Origin of the sequence: Exiguobacterium sp. s48, from assembly GCF_018617395.1 — a bacterium.
Classification (GTDB): domain Bacteria; phylum Bacillota; class Bacilli; order Exiguobacteriales; family Exiguobacteriaceae; genus Exiguobacterium.
The window spans coordinates 1,284,271-1,307,018 of sequence record NZ_JACSKC010000001.1; the positions used below are offsets into that span (position 1 = coordinate 1,284,271).

24 protein-coding genes are annotated in these 22,748 nt (G+C 48.5%); 4 read left to right on the forward strand and 20 right to left on the reverse strand.

What is annotated here, in order from left to right; genetic code table 11:
• The first annotated feature begins 91 nt into the window (after positions 1–91).
• Positions 92–1,147 (forward strand): NAD(P)/FAD-dependent oxidoreductase, encoded by a 1,056-nt coding sequence (locus KNO66_RS06585; RefSeq protein ID WP_214741524.1) that lies wholly within the window; start codon positions 92–94, stop codon positions 1,145–1,147.
• 37 nt (positions 1,148–1,184) lie between these two features.
• Here the strand turns inward: KNO66_RS06585 and KNO66_RS06590 are convergent, their stop codons facing one another.
• The gene (locus KNO66_RS06590; protein WP_214741526.1) at positions 1,185–2,471 is read right to left on the reverse strand and encodes a globin-coupled sensor protein; all 1,287 of its coding nucleotides are present in this window, start codon (positions 2,469–2,471) and stop codon (positions 1,185–1,187) included.
• 198 nt (positions 2,472–2,669) lie between these two features.
• Entirely contained in the window at positions 2,670–2,957 is a 288-nt protein-coding gene (locus KNO66_RS06595) for a YuzD family protein (RefSeq protein ID WP_214741528.1), read from the reverse strand.
• A 129-nt stretch (positions 2,958–3,086) separates the two neighbouring features.
• On the opposite strand from KNO66_RS06595, the gene KNO66_RS06600 reads away from it, so the two are divergent.
• Positions 3,087–3,314, forward strand: a complete 228-nt coding sequence (locus KNO66_RS06600; RefSeq protein ID WP_012726833.1) for a NifU family protein — start codon at positions 3,087–3,089, stop codon at positions 3,312–3,314.
• 19 nt (positions 3,315–3,333) lie between these two features.
• Here KNO66_RS06600 and KNO66_RS06605 read toward each other — a convergent pair whose 3' ends face one another.
• Positions 3,334–4,113 (reverse strand): TIGR01457 family HAD-type hydrolase, encoded by a 780-nt coding sequence (locus KNO66_RS06605; protein WP_214741530.1) that lies wholly within the window; start codon positions 4,111–4,113, stop codon positions 3,334–3,336.
• Between the two features lie 4 nt (positions 4,114–4,117).
• On the reverse strand, positions 4,118–4,561 hold the full coding sequence (locus KNO66_RS06610; RefSeq protein WP_214741532.1) for a DUF86 domain-containing protein: 444 nt from the start codon (positions 4,559–4,561) through the stop codon (positions 4,118–4,120).
• Positions 4,562–4,719: 158 nt separating this feature from the next.
• Between KNO66_RS06610 and glpX the strand changes: the two genes are divergently transcribed.
• Positions 4,720–5,700 carry a class II fructose-bisphosphatase gene (glpX, locus tag KNO66_RS06615; RefSeq protein WP_214741534.1) on the forward strand — a complete coding sequence of 327 codons (981 nt, stop codon included), beginning with the start codon at positions 4,720–4,722 and terminating at the stop codon, positions 5,698–5,700.
• A 44-nt stretch (positions 5,701–5,744) separates the two neighbouring features.
• Here glpX and KNO66_RS06620 read toward each other — a convergent pair whose 3' ends face one another.
• From KNO66_RS06620 to KNO66_RS06655, 8 genes are all read right to left on the reverse strand, one after another.
• Positions 5,745–6,416 carry a DUF975 family protein gene (locus KNO66_RS06620; RefSeq protein ID WP_214741536.1) on the reverse strand — a complete coding sequence of 224 codons (672 nt, stop codon included), beginning with the start codon at positions 6,414–6,416 and terminating at the stop codon, positions 5,745–5,747.
• Between the two features lie 101 nt (positions 6,417–6,517).
• Positions 6,518–6,823: a hypothetical protein gene (locus KNO66_RS06625; protein WP_012726838.1), complete on the reverse strand. Its 306-nt coding sequence runs from the start codon at positions 6,821–6,823 to the stop codon at positions 6,518–6,520.
• A 158-nt stretch (positions 6,824–6,981) separates the two neighbouring features.
• On the reverse strand, positions 6,982–7,350 hold the full coding sequence (locus KNO66_RS06630) for a YutD family protein (RefSeq protein WP_047795125.1): 369 nt from the start codon (positions 7,348–7,350) through the stop codon (positions 6,982–6,984).
• A gap of 48 nt (positions 7,351–7,398) precedes the next feature.
• Positions 7,399–8,745 (reverse strand): bifunctional metallophosphatase/5'-nucleotidase, encoded by a 1,347-nt coding sequence (locus KNO66_RS06635; RefSeq protein ID WP_214741538.1) that lies wholly within the window; start codon positions 8,743–8,745, stop codon positions 7,399–7,401.
• 9 nt (positions 8,746–8,754) lie between these two features.
• The gene (locus KNO66_RS06640; protein WP_214741540.1) at positions 8,755–9,600 is read right to left on the reverse strand and encodes a DUF72 domain-containing protein; all 846 of its coding nucleotides are present in this window, start codon (positions 9,598–9,600) and stop codon (positions 8,755–8,757) included.
• Positions 9,601–9,611: 11 nt separating this feature from the next.
• Entirely contained in the window at positions 9,612–10,793 is a 1,182-nt protein-coding gene (locus KNO66_RS06645; protein WP_214741542.1) for an MFS transporter, read from the reverse strand.
• A gap of 105 nt (positions 10,794–10,898) precedes the next feature.
• Complete coding sequence (gene brnQ / locus KNO66_RS06650) at positions 10,899–12,218, reverse strand: branched-chain amino acid transport system II carrier protein (protein ID WP_214741544.1); 1,320 nt, start codon at positions 12,216–12,218, stop codon at positions 10,899–10,901.
• Positions 12,219–12,422: 204 nt separating this feature from the next.
• Positions 12,423–12,695: an acylphosphatase gene (locus KNO66_RS06655; RefSeq protein ID WP_214741545.1), complete on the reverse strand. Its 273-nt coding sequence runs from the start codon at positions 12,693–12,695 to the stop codon at positions 12,423–12,425.
• A gap of 92 nt (positions 12,696–12,787) precedes the next feature.
• Between KNO66_RS06655 and KNO66_RS06660 the strand changes: the two genes are divergently transcribed.
• Positions 12,788–14,170 carry an alanine/glycine:cation symporter family protein gene (locus KNO66_RS06660; protein WP_214741546.1) on the forward strand — a complete coding sequence of 461 codons (1,383 nt, stop codon included), beginning with the start codon at positions 12,788–12,790 and terminating at the stop codon, positions 14,168–14,170.
• A 35-nt stretch (positions 14,171–14,205) separates the two neighbouring features.
• Here KNO66_RS06660 and KNO66_RS06665 read toward each other — a convergent pair whose 3' ends face one another.
• The 8 genes from KNO66_RS06665 to KNO66_RS06700 all read right to left on the reverse strand — a co-directional run bounded on the left by KNO66_RS06665 (position 14,206) and on the right by KNO66_RS06700 (position 22,734).
• Positions 14,206–15,189, reverse strand: coding sequence for an L-lactate dehydrogenase (locus tag KNO66_RS06665; RefSeq protein WP_214741547.1), 984 nt, complete (start codon positions 15,187–15,189; stop codon positions 14,206–14,208).
• Between the two features lie 111 nt (positions 15,190–15,300).
• Complete coding sequence (gene sufB / locus KNO66_RS06670; protein ID WP_214741549.1) at positions 15,301–16,698, reverse strand: Fe-S cluster assembly protein SufB; 1,398 nt, start codon at positions 16,696–16,698, stop codon at positions 15,301–15,303.
• A gap of 19 nt (positions 16,699–16,717) precedes the next feature.
• Positions 16,718–17,152, reverse strand: coding sequence for a Fe-S cluster assembly sulfur transfer protein SufU (gene sufU, locus KNO66_RS06675; protein ID WP_026825487.1), 435 nt, complete (start codon positions 17,150–17,152; stop codon positions 16,718–16,720).
• Positions 17,142–18,362, reverse strand: coding sequence for a cysteine desulfurase (locus tag KNO66_RS06680; protein ID WP_031422927.1), 1,221 nt, complete (start codon positions 18,360–18,362; stop codon positions 17,142–17,144). Before KNO66_RS06680 ends, sufU begins: the two co-directional genes overlap by 11 nt.
• Before the next feature lies 1 nt (position 18,363).
• A complete protein-coding gene (gene sufD / locus KNO66_RS06685) occupies positions 18,364–19,632 on the reverse strand; it encodes a Fe-S cluster assembly protein SufD (RefSeq protein ID WP_074036358.1) in 1,269 nt (422 codons plus the stop codon).
• 12 nt (positions 19,633–19,644) lie between these two features.
• Positions 19,645–20,406 carry a Fe-S cluster assembly ATPase SufC gene (gene sufC, locus KNO66_RS06690; protein ID WP_214742399.1) on the reverse strand — a complete coding sequence of 254 codons (762 nt, stop codon included), beginning with the start codon at positions 20,404–20,406 and terminating at the stop codon, positions 19,645–19,647.
• 178 nt (positions 20,407–20,584) lie between these two features.
• Positions 20,585–21,799 carry an MDR family MFS transporter gene (locus KNO66_RS06695; RefSeq protein WP_214741551.1) on the reverse strand — a complete coding sequence of 405 codons (1,215 nt, stop codon included), beginning with the start codon at positions 21,797–21,799 and terminating at the stop codon, positions 20,585–20,587.
• A gap of 101 nt (positions 21,800–21,900) precedes the next feature.
• Complete coding sequence (locus KNO66_RS06700) at positions 21,901–22,734, reverse strand: MetQ/NlpA family ABC transporter substrate-binding protein (RefSeq protein ID WP_214741553.1); 834 nt, start codon at positions 22,732–22,734, stop codon at positions 21,901–21,903.
• Between the last annotated feature and the right edge of the window lie 14 nt (positions 22,735–22,748).

A 22,748-nucleotide genomic window follows, 5' to 3' on the forward strand; every position in this document is an offset into this window, starting at 1 on the left:
ACCGTCTTTCTATATGTGAATTATCGGAAAATGGTTCTTCTACGGCAGATTATAACATGATACAGTTGAAGAGTAACAAAGGGGGATTATTATGCGCAAATTAGTCGTCTTAGGAGGCGGTTACGGGGGAATGCGTGTCATCGAGAGAGTACTTGGACATCAGTTACAAGACATCTCGGTCACGCTCGTCGATCGCTTGCCTTATCATGGATTAAAAACAGAGTATTACGCACTGGCCGCAGGAACGGTCTCGGACCGCGATATTCGCATCGACTTTCCGGAAGAAATTGATTACATATACGGACAAGTAACGGACATCGACACCGAAGACAAGATGGTTCTGCTCGCGAGTGGAGAAAAAGTGCCTTATGATGACCTCGTCATCGGACTAGGCTGTGAAGACAAATACCACAACGTTCAAGGGGCTGCGGAGTTCACGTACAGTATTCAAACACTTGAAGAGTCACGTAAGACACAACAAGCCATCAACGGTCTACGACCAGGCTCGGTCGTTTCTGTCGTCGGTGCCGGACTATCCGGTGTCGAACTCGCAAGTGAATTGCGTGAGAGCCGTCCTGATTTGACGGTCCGTTTGTTCGACCGTGGACCTTCGGTGCTCTCGTTCTTATCCAATCGTGTCTCGATGTACGTTCAGTCGTGGTTCGAGGAACACGGCGTCGAAGTCATCAACAACGCCAACATTACGCGTGTCGATGCCGATGGTTTATGGAACCATGAAGACTTGTTCCCGTCTGACTTGACCGTTTGGACGGCCGGGATTCAACCGGTGGCCGTTGTACGTAATCAAGGTTGGGAACTTGATGGGGGCGGACGTGTGAAGTTGACAGAACATCATTTCGTCCCGGGACTCCCGGACGTATTTGTCGTTGGTGACAATGCAAGCTTGCCATATGCACCATCCGGACAACTCGCAGAAGCTCAGGCCGAACAAATCGTCCAAGTTCTTCTTTGTAAGTGGAAGGGACTGTCTTATCCGGAGTTACCAGACATCAAACTGAAAGGGACGCTCGGTTCCCTCGGGAAGAAGGCTGGCTTTGGGGTGTTCATGGGGAAACAATCACTCACCGGTAAAGTCGCCCGACTATTGAAGTCCGGCATCCTTTGGAAACATAAAGTCATTAAATAAACAGGAAAGAGTGGCAGTCGCCGGACTGCCACTCTTTTTATAAACGTTGTGCGGTATCCATTAACTGTGTCGATGACGTTGCAATTTGTGTCGTCGCCCGCTTGAGCTCGGCAATCGACTCTACGATTTCATCAATGTCTCCAGCGAGACTGCCCATCTGTCCGTCGGCGTGTTCCGAATCGCCAGAGATTTGGAGGAAGGCATCTGTCACTTGATTGATTCGTCCCATCGTCTGCTTCATCTCTTGCTCGGTTGAGAGGACTCGGCTTGATGTCTCTTCCATCTGATTCGTTAGCCGCTTCACCAAATCTTCGACTTCTTCCGCTGCTTGTTTTGACTGACTCGCAAGCGTTCGTACTTCTGATGCGACGACTTGGAATCCTTTTCCTTGCTCTCCTGCCCGTGCCGCTTCAATCGCAGCATTCAAACTGAGTAGGTTCGTCTGATTGGCGATTTGTTTGACTGAATCTGCAATCGTCATGATCTCATTCATCAATCTTTCAAGTGCCTTGATCTCTTGAGCAGAATCGGACAGGTCCCGTGCAATCTCGTCAAGTCGTCCCGTCTCTGATAAAATCGTATCTTTCCCGCTCACCGAAGAGTGAAGTACCGTCCTAAGTTTTGTCTGCGTCAGTGAACTTGAATGCTTCATATCATCTGCCCGTTCATTCATCGACTGAAAACTGGCCATGACCTCTTGGGAGAGGGCTGCCAAATCTTCACTCGCCTGTTGGATCGTCTGACTGATTTCATCTTTCACGTGCTGCATCTGGTCACGGACGACGTCCGCTTCATCATCAAACATCTCGAGGACGATTTGTTGCTCGAAGTTAAAGATTTTTGAGACGGCCATCATAAGTTTCATTTTCGAGTCCGCATCGAGCTGCTCATGTTGAATCGATAAGACGAGCGTCTCAAATATTTTTTGAAAGGCAGCCATATACCACTTCCCTTTCAGACCGATCAGATAATGACGTTTGGCGATGGCAAGTCGTCGGTCGATATATGCTTCATTCAACTTCCCTTCAAACATTTCCATAATATGATTGGAAAGGGTCAATTTTAATTTGTCCGAAGACGAATGTTGCCGAATCAAGTCTTTCATCTCGTCAATCTTTTCAAGCTCTTCATAAAACACATCAACTAACCGGGGTGTCAGTTGACGCAGTTCCTGTTGATAAGCACGCAGATAGGCGAGATCTTCACGTTCGAGACGAATCAACTGACGTTGTCGTTCCAACTCATCCGGTAAATCGATCAACAAGTGCTCCATTTGGGACGAGGTGTCTAAATGGATTGGCATATTTCGTTTTCGGGCAAACATTGAACAGTCCTCCTTCAGTAATGGATTCGAATCAATTTTCAAAATATTATAAAAATTATACAGGTTATGTTCAGTTTAGCTCGTTAGTCAAAAGTTGTAAAATCGTTTTCGAAAGAATAGGTAAACAAAAAACGAACCTTGCAACCGCATGGTTCGTCATTAACTATTCACTTTCATGATTGAAATACTACGGTTGAATTAATTTTGTTTTGCTTCAATCGCCGCGTACACTTTTCGTAATTGAACGACCCCTTCGTCAATCACTTCCCCGTCGAGCAAGACGAGCGGATAAAACCACTCATCGTCTTTAAGCGCCTGGGCAAACTCATCTTCACTCTGTTCGAAATCGATATACTCGAACGAAAAGGACTGTTCCGGATACTTGCGGCCGAGCGCACTTTGAAGCCACTCATACGTCTCGGTCGAACTCGGCGCGCCGACGCAACTGGCACATTGAACCTCTGCCCCATATACTGTAATTTTCATCTTCATTCCCCCTCGAAACCATTATACAAAAATCTCCCCTTCTCTCGATGACGAAACGCTCAGCGTAAATGATTGAGAAACACTCTCAAACTTGCTAGAATAAAGTAGAACGAGAAAGGGGTAGATACCATGGAAATGTTTGATCAAGTCCAAGAAGTGCTCGATAAATTGCGTCCGTTCTTGCTTCGTGACGGCGGAGACGTCGAACTCGTTGATGTGGAAGAAGGCATCGTCAAGCTCCGTTTGATGGGTGCTTGCGGCAGCTGCCCGTCTTCAACAATCACGCTTAAAGCCGGTATTGAGCGTGCGCTCATCGAAGAAGTACCAGGCATTGTCGAAGTAGAACAAGTATTCTAAGCAAAAAGGGAGACATGTGTCATCCCTTTTTTTCGTGCTTCCATTCATCTAGACTCTCAACCATGTAGGTTGGGAGTTTTTCTTGTTCCTGAACAAATGCTGGACCGTGCACACCCGAGTTGACGTGAAGGGTACGAATCCCACCATTGATTCCAAATAGAATATCCGTATGATAGTTGTCCCCGACCATCACGACATCCTCTTTCGTCAACCCAATCATGTCGAGCGCGATATCGATCATGACCGGTTCCGGCTTCCCGATGAAGAACGGTTCTTTCTCGGTCGTCACCGTCAATACGGATGTGAGTGCACCGTTCCCTGGTAAAAATCCACGTTCTGTCGGGATGGCGATATCCCCATTCGTCGAAATGAATCGGGCTCCTGACCGAATGGCGATCGCCCCTCGCGCCAACTTCTCATACGTGATGTGACGGTCGAGACCGATGACCACATAATCCGCTTTCGGTTCATCCGTGACGTGAAATCCACGAGATTCAAGAGCGAGTCGCAGTCCATCTTCTCCAATCACATAAACGCTCGCCCCCGGAGACATCTTCTCAATATAAAAAGCCGTCGCCATCGCACTCGTCAAGACGTTTTCCGCCTTCACATTTGCCCCCATTGAAATCAATTTATCCGCAATCTGTTGTTGCGTCATTGAGGCGTTATTCGTGACGAATAAGTATGGCACGCCCGTCGCTTCTAACTCGTTGACGAAATCAACGGCCGCTTGAACGGGCTCCGTTCCGGCATACATCGTACCATCTAAATCAAATAAATATCCTTTAATCGGTTCCATCCAATCACTCGCTTTCTGGTAAGAATGCGGACACTGGTCCAAGTTCGACCTCTAAATAGTGACGAACTTGCGTGGAGAACGCTGTAAAATCTTGTTTTGACGTCTTCACCCATTCATCAAAGCGTGACGCGTCGGCATCGACGAACTCACGGACATAGTACGCACGCAATCCAACGAGTGCTTTGGTTGCATTACCCGTCTTTTCATCGAGCACACGTTCATCGAGTAAAATGTCGACAATATCTTCATAGCTACCCGGGTCTCGCATGATGAATCCGTCAATCATCGAGTTCCCTACATCGATGACCCCTTCCATCAGGAGGACAGCCATTCGTTGTTTCGCGAGTTCTACCGTGAACGCATCGCCGCTCAGTTGGTCGGTATGTGCTAACATCTTCTCCATTTGTTCCAGTGTCTGATTAATCTTCTCTCTATTCACAAAATACATGATGATCCCCCCTGTTGTTAATACTAATCCTTTTTCGTTCTGGAGAAAAGAATCTGTCCTATTTACATCATTTATAAAATTGTGATACACTAATCAACGGATTTAAGCCGTAAAAAGTATAACACATTTAACAGAGATAAAGCGGAGGGTACAACACAATGGAACGTGAATTAGCATTAGAAATCGTACGGGCAACAGAAGCAGCAGCACTTGCATCATCGAAATGGATTGGACGTGGGCAAAAGAACGAGGCCGATGACGCAGCGACGTCAGCGATGCGCGAAGTCCTCGGAACGGTCAACATGGACGCAACGGTCGTCATCGGAGAAGGTGAACTCGATGAGGCACCGATGCTCTACATCGGTGAACGACTCGGCACGACATTCGGCCCAAAAGTCGACATCGCCGTTGACCCACTCGAAGGAACATCCATTGTCGCAAAAGGCCTCGGAGATGCGATGGTCGTTATCGCCGTAGCGGATCAAGGTGCCCTCCTCCACGCACCAGATATGTACATGGATAAACTCGTCGTCGGTCCAAACCTTAAAGGAAAAGTCTCGCTCGATGAACCACTCGAGTCGATCATCGAAAAAGCGGCGAAATATAACAATAAACGGATTGAAGAAGTGACGGTGATCATGCAGGATCGTGACCGTCACGAACATCTTCGCCAAGCCGTCATGAACGTCGGCGCACGCGTCAAACTATTCGAAGATGGAGACGTATCCGCTGGAATCGCAGCTGCCGTCAAAACGAACCCAATCGATATTTTCATCAGTACAGGCGGTGCCCCTGAAGGTGTCATCACTGCCGCCGCTGTCAAAGCGCTCGGTGGAGATATGCAGGCTCGACTACACCCGATGAACGAAGAAGAATCGGCTCGCGTCATTTCAATGGGATTAGAAGATCCCCTCCAACTTCTCACACTCGACGACCTCGTCAAGAGTGACGACTGCATCTTCGCCGCAACAGGTGTCACAACGGGCGAGTTGCTCGATGGCGTCAAGTTCTTGACAGATGACATCGTCGAAACGACATCACTCGTCATGCGTTCGAAGACTCGTACGATTCGTAAAGTAGTGGCCGAACACCACTTGTCATTGAAGCCATACTTACAAAAAACCGAAGTCAACGCCTAATCAAAAACGCCTCGCTCAATAAAATGAGCGAGGCGTTTTGTTAATTAGAAGCCTTGTTCCGTTCCGTGCACCGGCTCGTCCGAACCAACTTGGTTGTCGCGAATCGAATCGTAGAACGTCGCATACGTCGTCGAGAAGTAAGGTCCGATGAAGAAGAAACCGATTCCGAGTGTCAAAATCCCGACGAGGAACCAACCGAAGAACGACAAGAAGAGCATGAACGCTTCCATCTTGTGTCCGTCCATGAGACGACGTGATTCTGTGATCGACTCGAGTGCGGAAAGCTCAGGCTGATCGCGTAAGATATACGGCGTCAGCGAGTACGAGAATCCTTTGATGATTCCAGGTACGATGAGTAACAATGTCCATAACACGAGAAACACACCCATCACGAATGACGTGATGACATGTTTCACGTAACGTGTTTGAAACGGTTTAAACATCGTCGAGAGGGATGCATCCTTTTCACGTGATACGCCGAGCGCGAGCCATGACCAACCGATGGCAAGGGGAGCAATCAAGATTTGCAAGACATTCGCTACGAAACTTAACGTAAGGTCCGTCGACGTGAACGGTTCTGGTGAGTTGACGTCCATCTCAGGTGCGAACCATTGCGGAATCCCATTGATGATGATGAATAAAAGAGCTAATCCGGCCATCAACCACCATTTCCCTTTCAAAGCGTGCCGTGCATGTTGTTTCCATTCAGATCTCATAGTAACCCATCCTTTTTCATAGTCTTTCTATAGTGTACGTGAAAAGACTAAAATACGTTTCAAAAATTCATAAAAAAAGGGAAAGGATTTTTCCTTCCCGCTTAGCGAATCATCACGTTTCCTAAAAAGAACTGAGACATAGATAAGATCAATAACAACACCCCGAGTGATAACACAAGGTGAGATGTGACTTTGAATACGCGGCTACGCAAGAACGAATGGCTATATTCAAAGCGGCGGATGATCAACACATGAACGAGTTCAAATAGAATGACTGCCGCCGTAAAATAAAAGGTCATCATAATATGGAAGCCAAAAAAGAACATGGCCAATATCCCGAGTCCGAAATTATGAATTCGATTATGGACGTCATCCCGATCCCCGACGGTCGTTTGTACATGTTGCATCCAAATCACCTCACTGATTAAAACCAAAAACGACATAACTATCCTTAATGACAATTTATCACATTTTTCCAACCTCAAAACCGGAAGTCACGACTTTTTACCTAAACGAAATATTTGGAAATCAAATGTAATAAAAAAAGTGCTGACGGCTCAGCACTTCACACATTTGATTCATCGGTCTTGTTGAACTTTCGTTTCAACTTCAGTTTTTGTTTCGTCCCCCCAAAGACGGGACCACTCTCTTCTTCGTTGATTTCCGTTTCTTTCTTCAAAACGAAATAAGGACATCCAAAGTTGCAATACTCGTATACATAGTCCATCACGTGATCAATCCGGTTCTCATACGTCGCTAACTTTGATTGCGGTTCATAGAACCCCTTCAAACGCAGCTGTCCGTGTCCCCAGTCGCCGACAATATAGTCGTATTTATCAAGCACGTCACTATACCTTGCGATAAACGCTTCTTCATCAAATCCGTCACGCTTCTCTTCTAAAACGGTATATCCGTGGCGATTCACTCGAATCATCGCTTCCACCTCCACTCTGTTATCATAGCATGTCAAATGCGAACCGCTCTATCCTTTTCGAATCACTTCATGGCGAGAAACGATGGTTTCTCGTAGCACATCCCGCAGCAGTTCAGGCATGAAATATCGCTTCGGTTGATCTGCCAAATACGGGAGGAGCGGACCGAACGTCAACATATCGACCGTCGCGACACGGTACGTGCGATTCGGGTTCAACGGTTCCCCCATTACGTAGTAGTGACCGTCGCGTTGTTCAATTTGATAAAGACTCGGTTCGCCGAGCACTGTCCCTCTGAATCCAAGCCCTCTCACATGCATGTTCGTAAACGTGTCTTCACTCGCATCGTTTAGAAAACGTGCTAACGTCTTCCCGTCAAGTGTTAAGAGACATGGGTTGATGGGATGCGGACAGATTCGATGCAACATGTTTAGTGTCACCTTGCCGGGAGCGAGCCCTTCAAGCACGACACCGGATGGAATGATTCCGACATCAGCCTCACACCAATCCGTCATGCCTTCCACCAGTAGATCAGCAAGTGGAGAAGGACCGAACCAATCGGAAGCGTATCCGTCTGTCTCCGCAATCGTGATATCGAGGAGCCGCTCGGCTTCTGCTCCTTCTGAATCTAATAAAGCCAATGTATCTACACTGTCATCCTGATGGGATAACTCGTGGAGACGTGCTTCTTTTGTCGTCACACCTGTTTCATCCAGTGTAAGTGTGACCTCACCGACATACTTTCCATATTTCCCGGCCTGTGCAATCAACACGCCGTTCATTGTCACGCCTTCATCCAAGACGTGATGTGTGTGCGCACCAAGAATGACATCGATTTCAGGGAATCGATTCGCCAAACGTTCATCCGCATAATAACCGAGATGACTAAGTGCGATAATCACATCACATCCAGCAAGTTGATGCAATGCCCGCTCTGTAGCCGCAACAGGTGATTCGATTTGCCAACCGAGTTCGGGATACAACTCTTCATACGGAGCAGTCACCCCAAACAAACCGATTTTCAATCCATCTTGTTCAAGAACAAGCGTCTCGTCGACCCAGTCTGGTCGCGACCCGTCCGATTCATATACGTTCCCAAGTAAAATCGGGAACGTCGCATCTTCATATAGCTCCGCGAGCCAATCATGTGGAAACGTGATGCCTTCATTGTTACCAATCGTGACGGCTGTCGGACGAAGTCGTTCGAGTAGACGAACATTCAACTTCCCACGCGTCACTTCAGTAGCGGGATGGGTACGATCGGCATGGTCCCCCAAATCGAAATAGAGTGTTTGGTCAGTTCGATGTTTCTCTAAAAATGAAACAAGTTTCGGCCATTGGTCGAACTTTGAGTGAAGATCATTATAGTGAAAAATAGTAAGTTTCGTCACGGCCATTCCTTCTTTCTAAAACAAACTGATTTGTCTTGGTGCGAGTTCATATTCGAGTCCAAGAATTTCAATCAAGCGCTTGGCATTCGGTGCCGCGTCTCCCGCCGAGTTATTGTTGAAGTATACATATACTTCTTTCGCTTCGTGGTCAATCTCGCGAAGCGAGGTCGCGAGCTCCTGTAATTCTTCCTCGCTATATCGGTACAGGCAACGAACATGTCGCCATTCCTGACTCGTCATTCCCGGTTTCTTGAGCCAGCCTGATGTATTCCGCCCATGTAAGCGAACGACCGCCACGTCTGGATGTGTGACGACTGGTACGAACGGGATGCTACTCTCTTTCGTCTGTGGTTCATCACAAATCGTATTGATGAACCGCTGTTCCACTAAAAATTGAAGCGTCCGATCCCGAAATGCTTCCGAGAACCAGGTCGGATTCCGGAACTCGATGGCGATTTCATAATCGGCGAGCTCCGAACGAAGTGTTCGCAAATAGTCAAGATGTGGTTTTGACACATCGAACCAAGGAGGGAGTTGGACGAGCACGGCACGTAACTTCCCTGCCTGCTTCAACGGGTCGACAGAAACACGATAACGCTCAAACAACTCAATCAAAGGTGTTTTTGGTTCACGGTCGTGCCCACTCATTTCCCTGGAAACTTTCACAATGAATTGAAAGTGATCCGGTGTTTCAGCATCCCACTTTTCAAAATTCCTGACAGGCTGAATCGCATAAAAGGTCGAATCGACTTCGACGGTCGGGAAATGTCCCGCATACGTCGCTAATTTATGTTTTCGTTCTTCTGGGGTCGTATATAATAAATCGTGGTCCCCCCACCCCGTCACACCTACGTAAATCATAACGTCCTCCTTTATGTCTCTGAAATGGCAGATGCTTTCCGTTTCGACCAATTCCAAGTTCCTGCGTACGTGACGAGTAACAGGACGAGTCCCATGACGAACGGATAACGCATATCGATATCAAAGGCAATCCCCGCAAGTGTCGGTCCTAAAATATTCCCAATACTCATATACGCATTATTCATCCCCATCGCAAGACCTTGCTCATTACCAGCCAGTTTCGACACGAGCGTATTCAACACCGGTCGTAAAATAGATGTCGATAAGAAAATCACGAGTGTCACTGCGAAGAAGAGCATATAAGTCCCCGCAAATAAGGACAACAAGAAACCAAAAGAAGCGAGTGCGATGAAGGCAAGAACGACCTTGACCTCTCCCAACCATTCGACGAGACGGTCCACCGCAAACAATTGAACGATGACACTCACAATCCCCGTTCCGGTTACCATAATGGCAATCTCTTGTGGTGTCGCACTGAACATCTCACTGACATAGAGCCCAAGTACCGATTCATACGCCATCAGACCAAACGCCATAACCAAGTTGATGATTAATACGAAGAAATATGGTTTTCGTGTCGACATGACCAGTTGTGTCGGTAACGATTCTTTGATTTTTGGTGCCACGTAAGGAGCTCGGTCAGGCTCTTTAAGTAGAAGAACCGAAGAAATTACGGCGACGAATGAGACGATGGCCGAAACGAGTAGCGGAGTTTTCAAGCCGAATTCTGCAAAGAACCCACCGATTCCTGGTCCGACTACGATTCCAAGCGACATTGCCGCGGAAATATAACTGTTCCCACGTGCTCGCTGCTCGAGTGTCGTGATATCTGCTACGTACGCAAAGATGGCAGGAATCAAGAGCGCAGCCCCGACACCACCGATGGCACGTGACACGAGTAAAATCGATAAGTTATCCGAAAGATAGAAGACACCCATCGAGATGGTGAATCCGATCAGTCCGAGAATAATCATGAGACGGCGACCATACACATCCGCCCATTTCCCGGCAATTGGTGACATGACGAGCTGAGCTCCCGCAAATACGGAAATCATGAGTCCCGCCGCCGTCCCTCCTTCGCCAATCATCTTTAAGTAATCCGGAATAATTGGAATGATAATCCCAAACCCGGCCACGGCGATAAACATATTTAACATAAGAATCGCCAATTGATTTTTTTGTTTTGTCGTCAATACACGTCACTCCCTTTTCACCTCTTCATTTTACTGTTTGAGCTCACATATGGGCAAACAATAAGACAGAAAAAAGCCCATCCTCGACCAAAGGATGGGCTTGACTTATGAGATGCGGGATTGAGCTAAAGACTCTTCGTTCGCGCTCTTCGGAAGGAGGAGCGTGATCGCATACACGATCATCGTTGGAACGGCCCAAGCAAGTCCGATATCCGACATTGGCAAGCTTCCAATCCAAGAAGTTGCCGAAGATGGCTGGATGCCGTTCCACGTTTCAAAGAACGAGAGAACGAGCGCCATATAAATTGTTGCCTTCATCGCCACTCCAGGATTGCGCTGCAGACGTTCCGTCACCGATACGAGCACGAGGGCAATCATGACTGGATAGAGGAGTGTGAGAAGCGGCACGGCGATTTGAATCAACGAGCTCAAGCCGACGAGTGAAATCAAAAAGCCGAACAACGTTGTCGCGATGACAACATGATGATACTTAAGTGAAGCGAACTGGTTGCTGATGAAGCGTGAGAACTCTGAAATGAGTCCGACTGCTGTTGTCAAACAAGCGAGGAAGACCGCTAACCCGAGCGCGAGCATTCCGACTTGTCCGTAAGACGTACCAGCGAACGCTTGAAGAAGGCTTGCACCACTCGTCGTTCCTTCTGCGACTGTCATGTTCGCACCGATTGAACCGAGCGAGATATAGACGAGCATCAAACAAGTAACGGCGAGCATCCCTGCAGAGCGAAGGAGTGAAGACGCTTCTTTTTGGTCACTCAATCCATTGGCTTTCAACGTGACGAGGACGATTGCCCCAAATACGAGGGCCCCGAATACATCCATCGTCAAATAACCTTGTTGGAAACCTTGACCGAGTGCACCGACCCATGTCTCAAATCCTTCTGCTGGAGCTCCTGGCTCCCCGAGAGGTGAAACGAGGTTTGTGATTCCAATCGCGGCAAGCAAGAACAAGAGGATTGGTGTGATAATGCGTCCAATGACCTCGATTAACTTTTGAGCGCGAAGTGTCAAGAAGAACGTCAACCCGAAAAAGACGGTCGAGCACATCGCAAGTGTCAAAGTTGATGGAGCATCAAGAAACGGGACGAGTCCCATTTCATACGTGACAGCGGCCGTACGCGGGATTCCGAAGAATGGTCCGATGGCCACATACATCAATCCAGTCAAGATGAGAGCGAGACGCTTTGGAATATAACGAGCAATTTGATCTGTTCCGCCACCGACCCGAGCGACTGCGAACAAAGCAAGAAGCGGTAAACCGACACCCGTAATGACGAACCCGATCATCGCCGGTACGAGGTTTTCCCCCGCCAAGGCGCCGAGCTCTGGTGGGAACAGCAAGTTCCCGGCCCCAAAGAATAAAGCAAAAATCGTAAACGCTAACGGGAACAATGTCGATTTTTTCATACAACTACCTCCATACACTTGATATTCCGAACGACTTAACAAAAAAATAATAACTAAATTTTCTGACAATATATCGCTTGGTCTATTCCATTATACACACTTCCTATCATTTGACCACCCTATCTCCAAAATTCGAGGTTTATTTTTTAGAAGTGTGGATTTCACAAAAAAATCTCCCTTTCACACGTAGGGAGATGTAAGCGGTTAATAACGGATATCAAACTTACGGAATCCTTGATCATCTGCCTTCGCTTCGTCAATTCGCTCGACGCCGACGAAACGATTGCCGTCTTGTAAAGCTTTTTGAAATGACTCGATGTCTTCATGTGTGCCTTCAACATGAAGTTCGACCGTCCCGTCACTAAGATTGCGCACCCATCCTTTGACTCCGTATTGGTGAGCGGTCTCTTGTGAAAAGTATCGAAACCCGACACCTTGGACACGTCCAGATACAATCAACTGTTTAGCGACTCTCATTCTACATTCCTCCTTTATTTTGACAAAGATGTTTAGAGGTCCTTACTTTAGGAAACAGTATTTAAGTAAAATAATGGAATTGGAGTGGTTATATGAATGATGTTATTAATCTTGTCACGAAGGTCTCCGACTGGCTTTGGGGTGTGCCAATCATCTCGTTACTCGTCTTATCCGGTGTGTTTCTCACCATCAAGCTCGGTTTCTTTCAGTTTCGTTATCCCATCTACATATTTAAGCAAACGTTCGGTAGCATCTTTAAAAAGCCAAAAGGTGAAGGCGATATAAGCCCTAGACAAGCCTTAACGTCAGCGCTCTCTTCAACAGTCGGGGCCGCGAACATCATCGGTGTACCTGCAGCGATCATGTTCGGGGGACCGGGTGCCATCTTCTGGATGTGGGTCATCGCCATCATCGGCATGGCCATTAAGTTCTCAGAGAGCGTCCTGGCCGTTCACTATCGTGAGAAGAATGACGCCGGCGAATTCGTCGGGGGACCTGTCTACTACATTTCAAAAGGACTTCGTTGGAAATGGCTTGCGACTTGGTTCGCCTTCGCCCTCATGATCGAACTCATCCCGAGTATCATGGTACAAGGGAACGCTGTCAGCTCGGCAGTCCGCGAGACGTTCAATGGGAACACGCTCATCACCGGGATTGTCGTCGCCATTCTTGTCGGTATTATCGTTTTCGGTGGACTGAAGCGCATCGCGAAAGTGACCGAGGTTGTCGTTCCCGGCATGGCACTCGTCTATGTCGGAGCCGGACTCGTCATCGTCTTGATGAACATCTCTGAGATTCCAAACGTTCTCAGTCTCATCTTCTCGTACGCGTTCGAACCGATGGCCGCGTTTGGTGGATTTGCCGGAGCCGCCGTTGCCGAAACGATTCGTTGGGGGTTTGCCCGTGGACTCTATTCGAACGAAGCGGGTCTTGGAACAGCGCCGATCGCCCATGCCGCTGCACAGACGGATCATCCGGTACGTCAAGGGTTCTGGGCCGTCATCGGCATCGTCATCGATACGCTCATCATTTGTAGCACGACTGCCTTCGTCGTCTTATCTTCAGGTGTCTGGACTGCAGACGGTGCGATGGAAGACCCAGCGGCCTTAACGACGATCGCTTTCAATGAATACTTCGGTTACACAGGAAGCCTACTCGTCACCGTCTCGCTCATTTTCTTTGTGCTATCGACCATCATCGTCATCATCTTTTACGGCTCACGTCAGGCCGAGTACTTGTTCGGTTTGACGGCAGGAAAAATCATGAAAGCCGTCTATATCGGCTCGATCGTCATCGGTTCAATTGGAGGCGCCCAAATGATTTGGAACTTCCTTGACTTGATGCTCGCGATGATTCTTATCCCGAACATGATTGCCGTCTTGCTTCTAAGTGGTGAAGTGAAACGATTGACGACCGAATTCTTCACGTCCGAGAAGTACTATAAGAAAGATATCGCCGAGGAAGAGGCGTCTTAACCAACAATCCGACTGCTCACGCAGTCGGATCTTTTTTAGGATGCCGGTTCAACTTTCTCGATTCCAGCTTTGATGGCTTGTACGGAGGCATCAAACTTCTGTTGTTCTTCGTCCGTCAATTCAATCTCGATAATCTTGCGGATGCCGCTCCGGTCAATCAAGGCCGGTACACCGATATGCACGTCACTCGCCCCGTACTCGCCTTCTAAATGAGCTCCAATCGTGACGACGGAATTTTCATTTCGAACGATGGCCCGGATGATACGTAGCAAGCCGACCCCGATCGCATAATAAGCGGCACTCTTATACTCGATAATTTGGTAAGCAGCGTCGCGTACATCTGTATAGATGGATTCCAAGTCCTCAAACTGATACTTTTCGTTCTCTGCCAACAGTTCATCGATACTCTTTCCATAGATGCGCGCGTTGTTCCATGCGACAAATCCAGTATCGCCATGTTCCCCCATATAATAAGCGTGGCAGTTTCGTGGCGACAGTTCGAAATAGTCTCCGAGCTTGTAACGGAGTCGCGCCGTATCGAGGACGGTCCCTGACCCGATGACACGTTCTTTCGGTAGACCCGATGCTTTCCAAGCGACGTGTGCCATGACATCGACCGGGTTCGTCGCGACGACTAAGATGCCGTCAAATCCACTCTTCATCAAGTCTTGTGTCACGGTGCGGACGACTTTCGCGTTTTGCTCGACGAGGTCCATCCGTGTTTGGCCGAGTTTTTGTGCAGCTCCTGCCGTGATGACGACGATGTCTGCGTCTTTACAATCCGAGTAATCCCCTGCCCAGATTCGGACCGGTGTCGGGGCGAACGAGATCCCATGATTCAGGTCCATTGCCTCCCCTTCTGCTTTGGCATGATTCGAGTCGATCAGGACGAGCTCCTCGCAAAGGGCTGCTGTCGATAATTGATAAGCAAAACTGACTCCGACCCACCCCGCACCGATGACGGCGATGCGAGTGATATCTTTCGGGTCAATATCATCTTTATGCGGAATACGTGTCATGTAGATCCTTCCTTTCCATGAATCATTCTCTTATTTAGCATACCCTACATACGGCATGGACATAACAAAAAAAACAGACCCCTTTTTACAGGGAGTCCGTTATTCAAGCAATTATCCAATCGAACCTTCCATCTCGAATTTGATGAGACGGTTCATTTCGACCGCATATTCCATTGGCAATTCTTTTGTGAATGGCTCGATGAAGCCCATTACGATCATTTCTGTCGCTTCTTCTTCCGAGATTCCACGGCTCATGAGGTAGAAGAGTTGCTCTTCTGACACTTTTGAGACTTTCGCTTCGTGCTCGAGTGACACTTGGTCGTTCAAGATTTCGTTGTACGGGATTGTATCTGACGTTGACTCGTTGTCCATGATGAGCGTGTCACACTCGATGTTCGAGCGCGCGCCCTTCGCCTTACGGCCGAAGTGGACGATTCCACGGTACGATACTTTTCCGCCTTGTTTCGAAATCGATTTCGAGACGATAGACGACGACGTGTTTGGTGCGAGGTGAATCATTTTCGCGCCAGCGTCTTGGTGCTGTCCTTTACCAGCGAGGGCGATTGAGAGTGTCATCCCGCGTGCGCCTTCCCCTTTCAAGATGACAGCCGGGTATTTCATCGTGAGCTTCGAGCCGATGTTTCCATCGATCCACTCCATTGATCCACCCGCTTCACAGACTGCACGTTTCGTTACCAAGTTGTAGACGTTGTTCGCCCAGTTTTGGATTGTCGTGTAACGGCAGTATGCATCTTTGTTGACGAAAATCTCAACGACCGCTGAATGAAGCGAGTTCGTTGTATAGACCGGTGCCGTACATCCTTCGACGTAATGAACCGATGCGCCTTCGTCGACGATGATGAGCGTACGCTCGAACTGCCCCATGTTTTCCGAGTTGATACGGAAGTAGGCTTGGAGCGGTTGCTCGAGTTTCACGCCTTTTGGTACGTAGATGAACGAGCCACCCGACCAAACAGCAGAGTTGAGAGCCGCGAACTTGTTGTCCGTCGGCGGGATCAACTTCCCGAAGTACTCTTTAAAGATCTCTTCGTCTTCTTTGAGTGCTGTGTCGGTATCTTTGAAGATGACACCTTTTTCTTCGAAGTCTTCTTGCATGCTGTGGTAGACAACCTCAGACTCATACTGAGCCGAGACACCTGCCAAGTATTTTTGCTCTGCTTCTGGGATACCGAGCTTATCAAACGTCAACTTGATTTCTTCTGGTACTTCGTCCCATGAGCGTTCTGTCTTTTCAGATGGTTTGACATAGTACGTGATTTCGTCGAAATCAAGTGCCGAGAGGTCTCCGCCCCATGTCGGCATCGCCATCTTGTTGAAGTGATCCAACGACTTCAAACGGAAGTCGAGCATCCATTGTGGCTCTTCTTTCATACGCGAGATCGTCTCTACGATTTCTGTCGTCAAGCCGCGGCCTGAACGGAAAATCGAAACGTCCCGATCATGGAAGCCGTATTTATAATCGCCAATTTCCGGCATATTCTTTGCCATATCGGTCTCCTCCTTCTCCTTACGCGTCCTCGTCTACTCCTTTTTCAAGCGCTTTCCACGCGAGCGTGGCACACTTGATTCGAGCCGGGAATTTCGATACGCCTGAGAGCGCCTCGATATCACCGAGGTCAAACGTATCCGTGTCGTACTCTTTTCCTTGAACCATTTCAGAGAAGATGTTGGCGAGTTGAAGCGCCTCTTCTACTGTTTTTCCTTTGACGATCTGGGTCATCATCGATGCCGAGGCGAGACTGATCGAGCAGCCTTCCCCTTCGAACTTCGCATCTTTAACGATGTCGTCTTCGACTTGTAGTTGAAGACGAAGCGAGTCCCCACACGTCGGGTTGTTCAAGTCCACCGTCACGCCATCTTCGATGACGCCGCGGTTTCTTGGGTTTTTATAGTGATCCATGATGACCTGGCGGTACAACATGTCGAGATTATTAAAACTCATAATTGAAATACTCCTTCGTTTGACGTAATCCCTCGATGAAGCGGTCGACTTCTTCTTTTGTGTTGTACAAATAGAAGCTCGCCCGTGCCGTCGATGATTGCTTCAAAAGACGCATGAGTGGTTGTGCACAGTGATGACCGGCACGAACCGCGATGCCTTGCATATCGAGAACGGTCGCGAGGTCGTGCGCGTGCACGTCCTTCAAGTTGAACGTGACGAGACCAACGCGATCTTCAGGACCGTAAATCTCGATCCCTTCAATCGTTTTCATCTGTTCAATCGCGTAAGACGCGAGTTCACGTTCGTGTGCTTCGACGTTCTCAAGACCGATTTCTTCTAAAAAGTCGATGGCAGCCGCAAGTCCGACCGCTCCGGCGATAATCGGTGTCCCAGCTTCGAAACGGTACGGGATGTCCTTCCACGTCGATTCATACAAATCGACATAGTCGATCATCTCGCCACCAAATTCCACCGGCTCCATGTTTTTAAGAAGTTGTTTCTTCCCGTATAAGACACCGATTCCAGTCGGTCCGAGCATCTTATGTCCAGAAAAGGCAAGGAAGTCACAATCGAGTGCTTGGACGTCAAGTTTACGATGCGGTGCACTTTGTGCGGCATCGACGACCATGACGGCACCTTTTTCATGCGCGAGTCGCGCGACTTCGGCAATCGGGTTAATCGTACCGAGTACGTTTGAGACGTGACTCATCGCGACGATCTTCGTCCGGTCTGATAACACCGCTTGAACGGCATCGAGTGTGACACGTCCATCCGGCGTGAGTTCGACGTATCGAAGCGTCGCGCCTTTACGTTTGGCGAGTTGTTGCCACGGAATCAAGTTCGCATGGTGTTCCATCGGAGTGAGGACGATTTCGTCGCCTTCACCGACATTCGCATCCCCGTAGCTCGATGCGACCAAGTTGATGGCCGTCGTCGTCCCACGAGTGAAAATGATTTCTTCAGGAACCGCCGCATGGATGAATGAGCGGACGCGTTCGCGCGCTCCTTCATACGCATCCGTCGCTTGCGTCCCGAGCGTATGGACGCCACGATGCACGTTCGAATGGTTGCGACGATAATAGTCCTCGATCGCCTCGATGACAGCGAGCGGCTTTTGTGAGCTCGCCGCGCTATCAAGATAAACGAGCGGGTGTCCATTGATTTCCTGATCTAAAATCGGAAACTGTTCACGAATCGAGGCGTTCAACATCTTAACGTACTTTCCCTTCGATGACTTCGCGGAGACGGTCTTTGACCGAATCGATTGCGAGTTCTTCGACGACAGGCGTCAAGAATCCATGGATGATTAAACGCTCTGCCTCTTGGCGAGACAATCCACGGCTCATCAAGTAGTACAATTGAACATCATCGACACGACCGACCGATGCTGCGTGACCTGCCATAACATCATCTTCATCGATGAGAAGAATCGGGTTGGCATCCCCACGTGCTTTTTCAGAGAGCATCAAGACGCGCTCTGTTTGAACACCGTTCGATTTTGACGCACCGTGGTGAATCATCGATGTCCCGCTGAAGATTGCAGTGGCTGCGTCTTTTTGGACACCGTGAATCAAGATGAACCCTTCAGATGCTTTCCCGAAGTGGTCGGTACGGATGTTGAAGTTTTGTTTCTGTGCACCGCGACCGATTGTCACAGCTTTTGTATCTGAATACGTGTTGTCGCCGACGAGGTGAGTCTTCGTCTCGACGACCGAGTTCCCGTCGTTCATGTGACCGAGCGCCCAATCGAGGCGACCGTTCGCATAGACGACACCGCGACGGTTCATGAACGTAAGTGCTGATTCAGCGAGCTGATCGACACCACCGAAGACGACTTTCGCGTTCTCTCCAGCGAATACTTCCGTCACGACGTTGACCGTGTGCGGTTCGTTCGTGCCAGAAAGGAAGTTTTCGATGTATGTCACTTCACTGCCTTCGTCTGCGACGAGAATCGTGTGGTGATAGAGGGCACCGTTCGCCTGTTCCATCGTGAAGATGGCTTGAAGCGGATCTTTCAATTGCGTGTTTTTCGGTACATAGATGAATGCACCACCGTTTGTGAGGGCAGCATTCAACGCCGAAAGACGCTCTTCATCGACACGTACGCCTTCAGTCATGAAGTATTTCTCAACGAGCTCTGGATGTTGCTCCATCGCTTCTTTGATTCCCATGAACAAGACGCCTTCTGGCATCGATAATTCGTTGTAGACGACATGACCGTTGCGTTCAACGAGCACGTTTGTCCGGTGGTCTCCGAGGAGTGATTCGATATCTGCTGTCAAACCGTCTTTTTGTTCGAGCTCGACATCTCCTGCTGTAAAGTCCCATTTATCAATCTTAATCTTTTCAACTTTTGGCAAAGCAAGTGTCGGCGCAAGTTCTGCTGCCTCTTTACGACGGTTGACCATCCATGCTGGTCCGCCGAGCGCTTCTGCACGTGCCGACAACGCTTGTGCATCCAATTCAAATTGTACGGTCATCGTACAGCCTCCTTACGCTTCTGTGTCTACTGTCATTCCGAGTTCTTGCTTCACCCAGTCGTAACCTTCTGCTTCGAGTCGCTGTGCGAGCTCTTTGCCACCAGACATGACGATTTTACCTTCCATCATGATGTGTACGAAGTCTGGTTCGATATAGTTGAGGAGACGTTGGTAGTGCGTGATAATCAAGCAGCCAAACTCTTCTGAACGCATTTCGTTTACGCCTTTGGCAACGACTTTAAGGGCATCGATATCAAGACCTGAGTCGATTTCATCCAAGATGGCGATGTTCGGTTGAATCATCATCATTTGAAGAATTTCGTTACGTTTCTTCTCACCGCCTGAGAATCCTTCGTTTAAATAACGGTGTGCCATTTCTGAAGGGATTTCGAGAAGTTCCATCTTCGCATCGAGTTCACGGATGAACTTCATGAGCGAGATTTCTTGACCTTCTTCACGACGTGCGTTGATTGCTGAACGCAAGAAGTCCGCGTTTGTCACGCCACTGATTTCAGCCGGGTATTGCATCGCAAGGAACATCCCTGCTTGTGCGCGCTCGTCGACTTCCATTTCGAGGACATCTTCGCCGTTTAATTCGACGCTTCCCCCAGTGACCTCATAAAGTGGATGACCCATGAGTGCTGATGCGAGTGTTGATTTACCAGTCCCGTTCGGACCCATGATGGCATGAATTTCGCCACCTTTAATTTCTAGGTTAAGACCTTTGACAATCTCTTTTCCTTCGATTGAGACGCGGAGGTCATCAATTTTCATTTGTGGTACGTTAGACATTCGGATACCCCTTCCGTATTTTCTCGCCATAGTGAATGGCGTAGATTAGATATATTCTAATCTTAGACTAGTCATTTTTTTATTTCAAGCGACTCACCTTAGAATTCATTCTCAATAGAATGATAAAAGTTGAGAATGCTAATAGTAGGAAATCAAGACATTATCCGGCATTCTCTTCAATGATTGCGAGGACGGCTTTCCGCTCCCGTACGGCAGCCGCAAAGAAGAAGGCACCGCACCCCGTCAAAATTGCCAAACTTCCGAATACAGGAAGCGAAGACTGGCCGAATGTATCGAGTAATACACCCCCGATAATCGGTCCGATTGTCTGTCCGAGTGACGTTAATCCCATCGCCCCGAAATACGTCCCCCGTAAATGTTCTGGCGCGAGTTCATCTGTCAAAACGTCCGTCATCGTGAACATCAGTACTTCTCCGACCGTAAAGATGGCCATTGCGACAAAGAGTACCCACTCCACCGTCGCAAATCCGATGAGCAAAAGTCCAAATGACAACGTCGAAATGCCGAAGAAAAGTGACTTGATCGGGGAGACTCGAATCCCGAAACGCATGATCGGATATTGGACGACGAGGACCGTGATGGCGTTTGTCGTCAATAAATAGGCGAACAATCTCGAACCATCCTCAAGTCCGTCGCGTAACGCGATGAATTGCGGGAGCGTCGAATTGAACTGACTGTAGCCGATAATCGCAAAGATCATCCCAATAATGACCGCCCGAAACGTCCGGTCGTCCCGCAGGACCCGAAACGTCTCCGTCAAGCGCGGGCGTACTTTGACCCCATCTCCTTCTTCAAACGGATACTTATAAAATAAGATGGATATAATGATTCCATATAATATGTAGACAGCCGTCACAACGAAGAACGCGGTCTTTACACCGGTGAGTGACAAAACGACCGCCAAGAGTGGACCGATAGCCGCGGCGATATTGATCATAAAGTAACGGACGTTATAGACGATGACCCGTTGGTCTGCCTGCGTCGTGTCACTGATGAGCGCACGTGAAGCCGGTTCTAAGAAAGACCGTGACATCCCCATCAATATCGATAGCATGTAAAACCAAAACAGTTCCGTCGCAAGCGCAAGTCCTGCGAAGGTGACGGCATTGAGCACGATCCCGATCAACATGAGCTGTTTCCGCCCATACCGGTCAGAGAGTGTTCCCCCGAAGAAACTCATGAACAGACCTGAAAGTGCCGTCACGGCAAAGATCGTTCCGATCACACTCGCTGAAAAGCCGAGCGTGGCCAGATAGATCGCAAAAAATGGCATGACAAAAAACGTCGCCAGTCGTGCAAAAAACGTCCCAAAAAGGACGCCCCACGTCAGTGGATGAATCTGTCTGAGCTTCATCCAAATCCCCCCTTTTCTTTCATATATGTAGTGTACTTCTCTTTATGAAAGAACACTAGACAAAAAAAGACCCAGGAGGAAGTCTCCAGGGTCGAGATGACTTATTGTTTGACCGGTACGACCGCACCTTTGTATTCATCCAAGATCCACTGTTGTGTCTCTTCAGACGTCAATACTTCGAGGAGTGCTTTGACGCGCTCGTCGTCTTCGTCCCCTTCACGTGTAACGATCAAGTTGACGTATGGTGAATCTTCTCCTTCGAGTGCAATCGCATCTTCAAGTGGGTTGAGACCTGCATCGATTGCATAGTTCGTGTTGATGAGGACCGCATCACCTTCTCCGTTCTTGAATGCCGTCGGAAGAAGTGCTGCTTCCACATCTGTTTTGAACTTCAAGTCTTTCGGGTTGTCGACGATGTCAGCGACTGTCGCATCGACTGTTTTACCTTCCGCAAGTGTGATGAGACCCTCTGATTGAAGCATCGTGAGGATGCGTCCGTGGTCAGCCACTGATGAGCTCATGATGATTTCTGCCCCTTTAGGAAGTTCGTCGAGCGATTTGTATTTTTGTGAGTAGACACCAATCGGCTCGATGTGCACGCCACCTGCTGATGCGAATTTGTAGTCCTTGTTCTCAGCCATTTGTGACTTGAGGTATGGCTCGTGTTGGAAGTAGTTCGCATCGAGTTCCCCGCTCGCAAGCGTTTTGTTCGGAAGCACATAGTCTTGGAACTTCTTGATTTCAAGCTTGTATCCTTTTGCTTCATATTCTTCTTGTACGTGCTCTAAAATCTCAGCGTGCGGTACGTTTGACGCACCGACGATCAATGTTTTGTCATCGCCAGAACCTGTTTCTGCCTCTTCCCCGCCGCAAGCCGCGAGAACTGTGAATGCTGATAATGCCGTCAATCCGAGTACTGTTTTCCAAGTTTTCATTATGAATCCCTCCA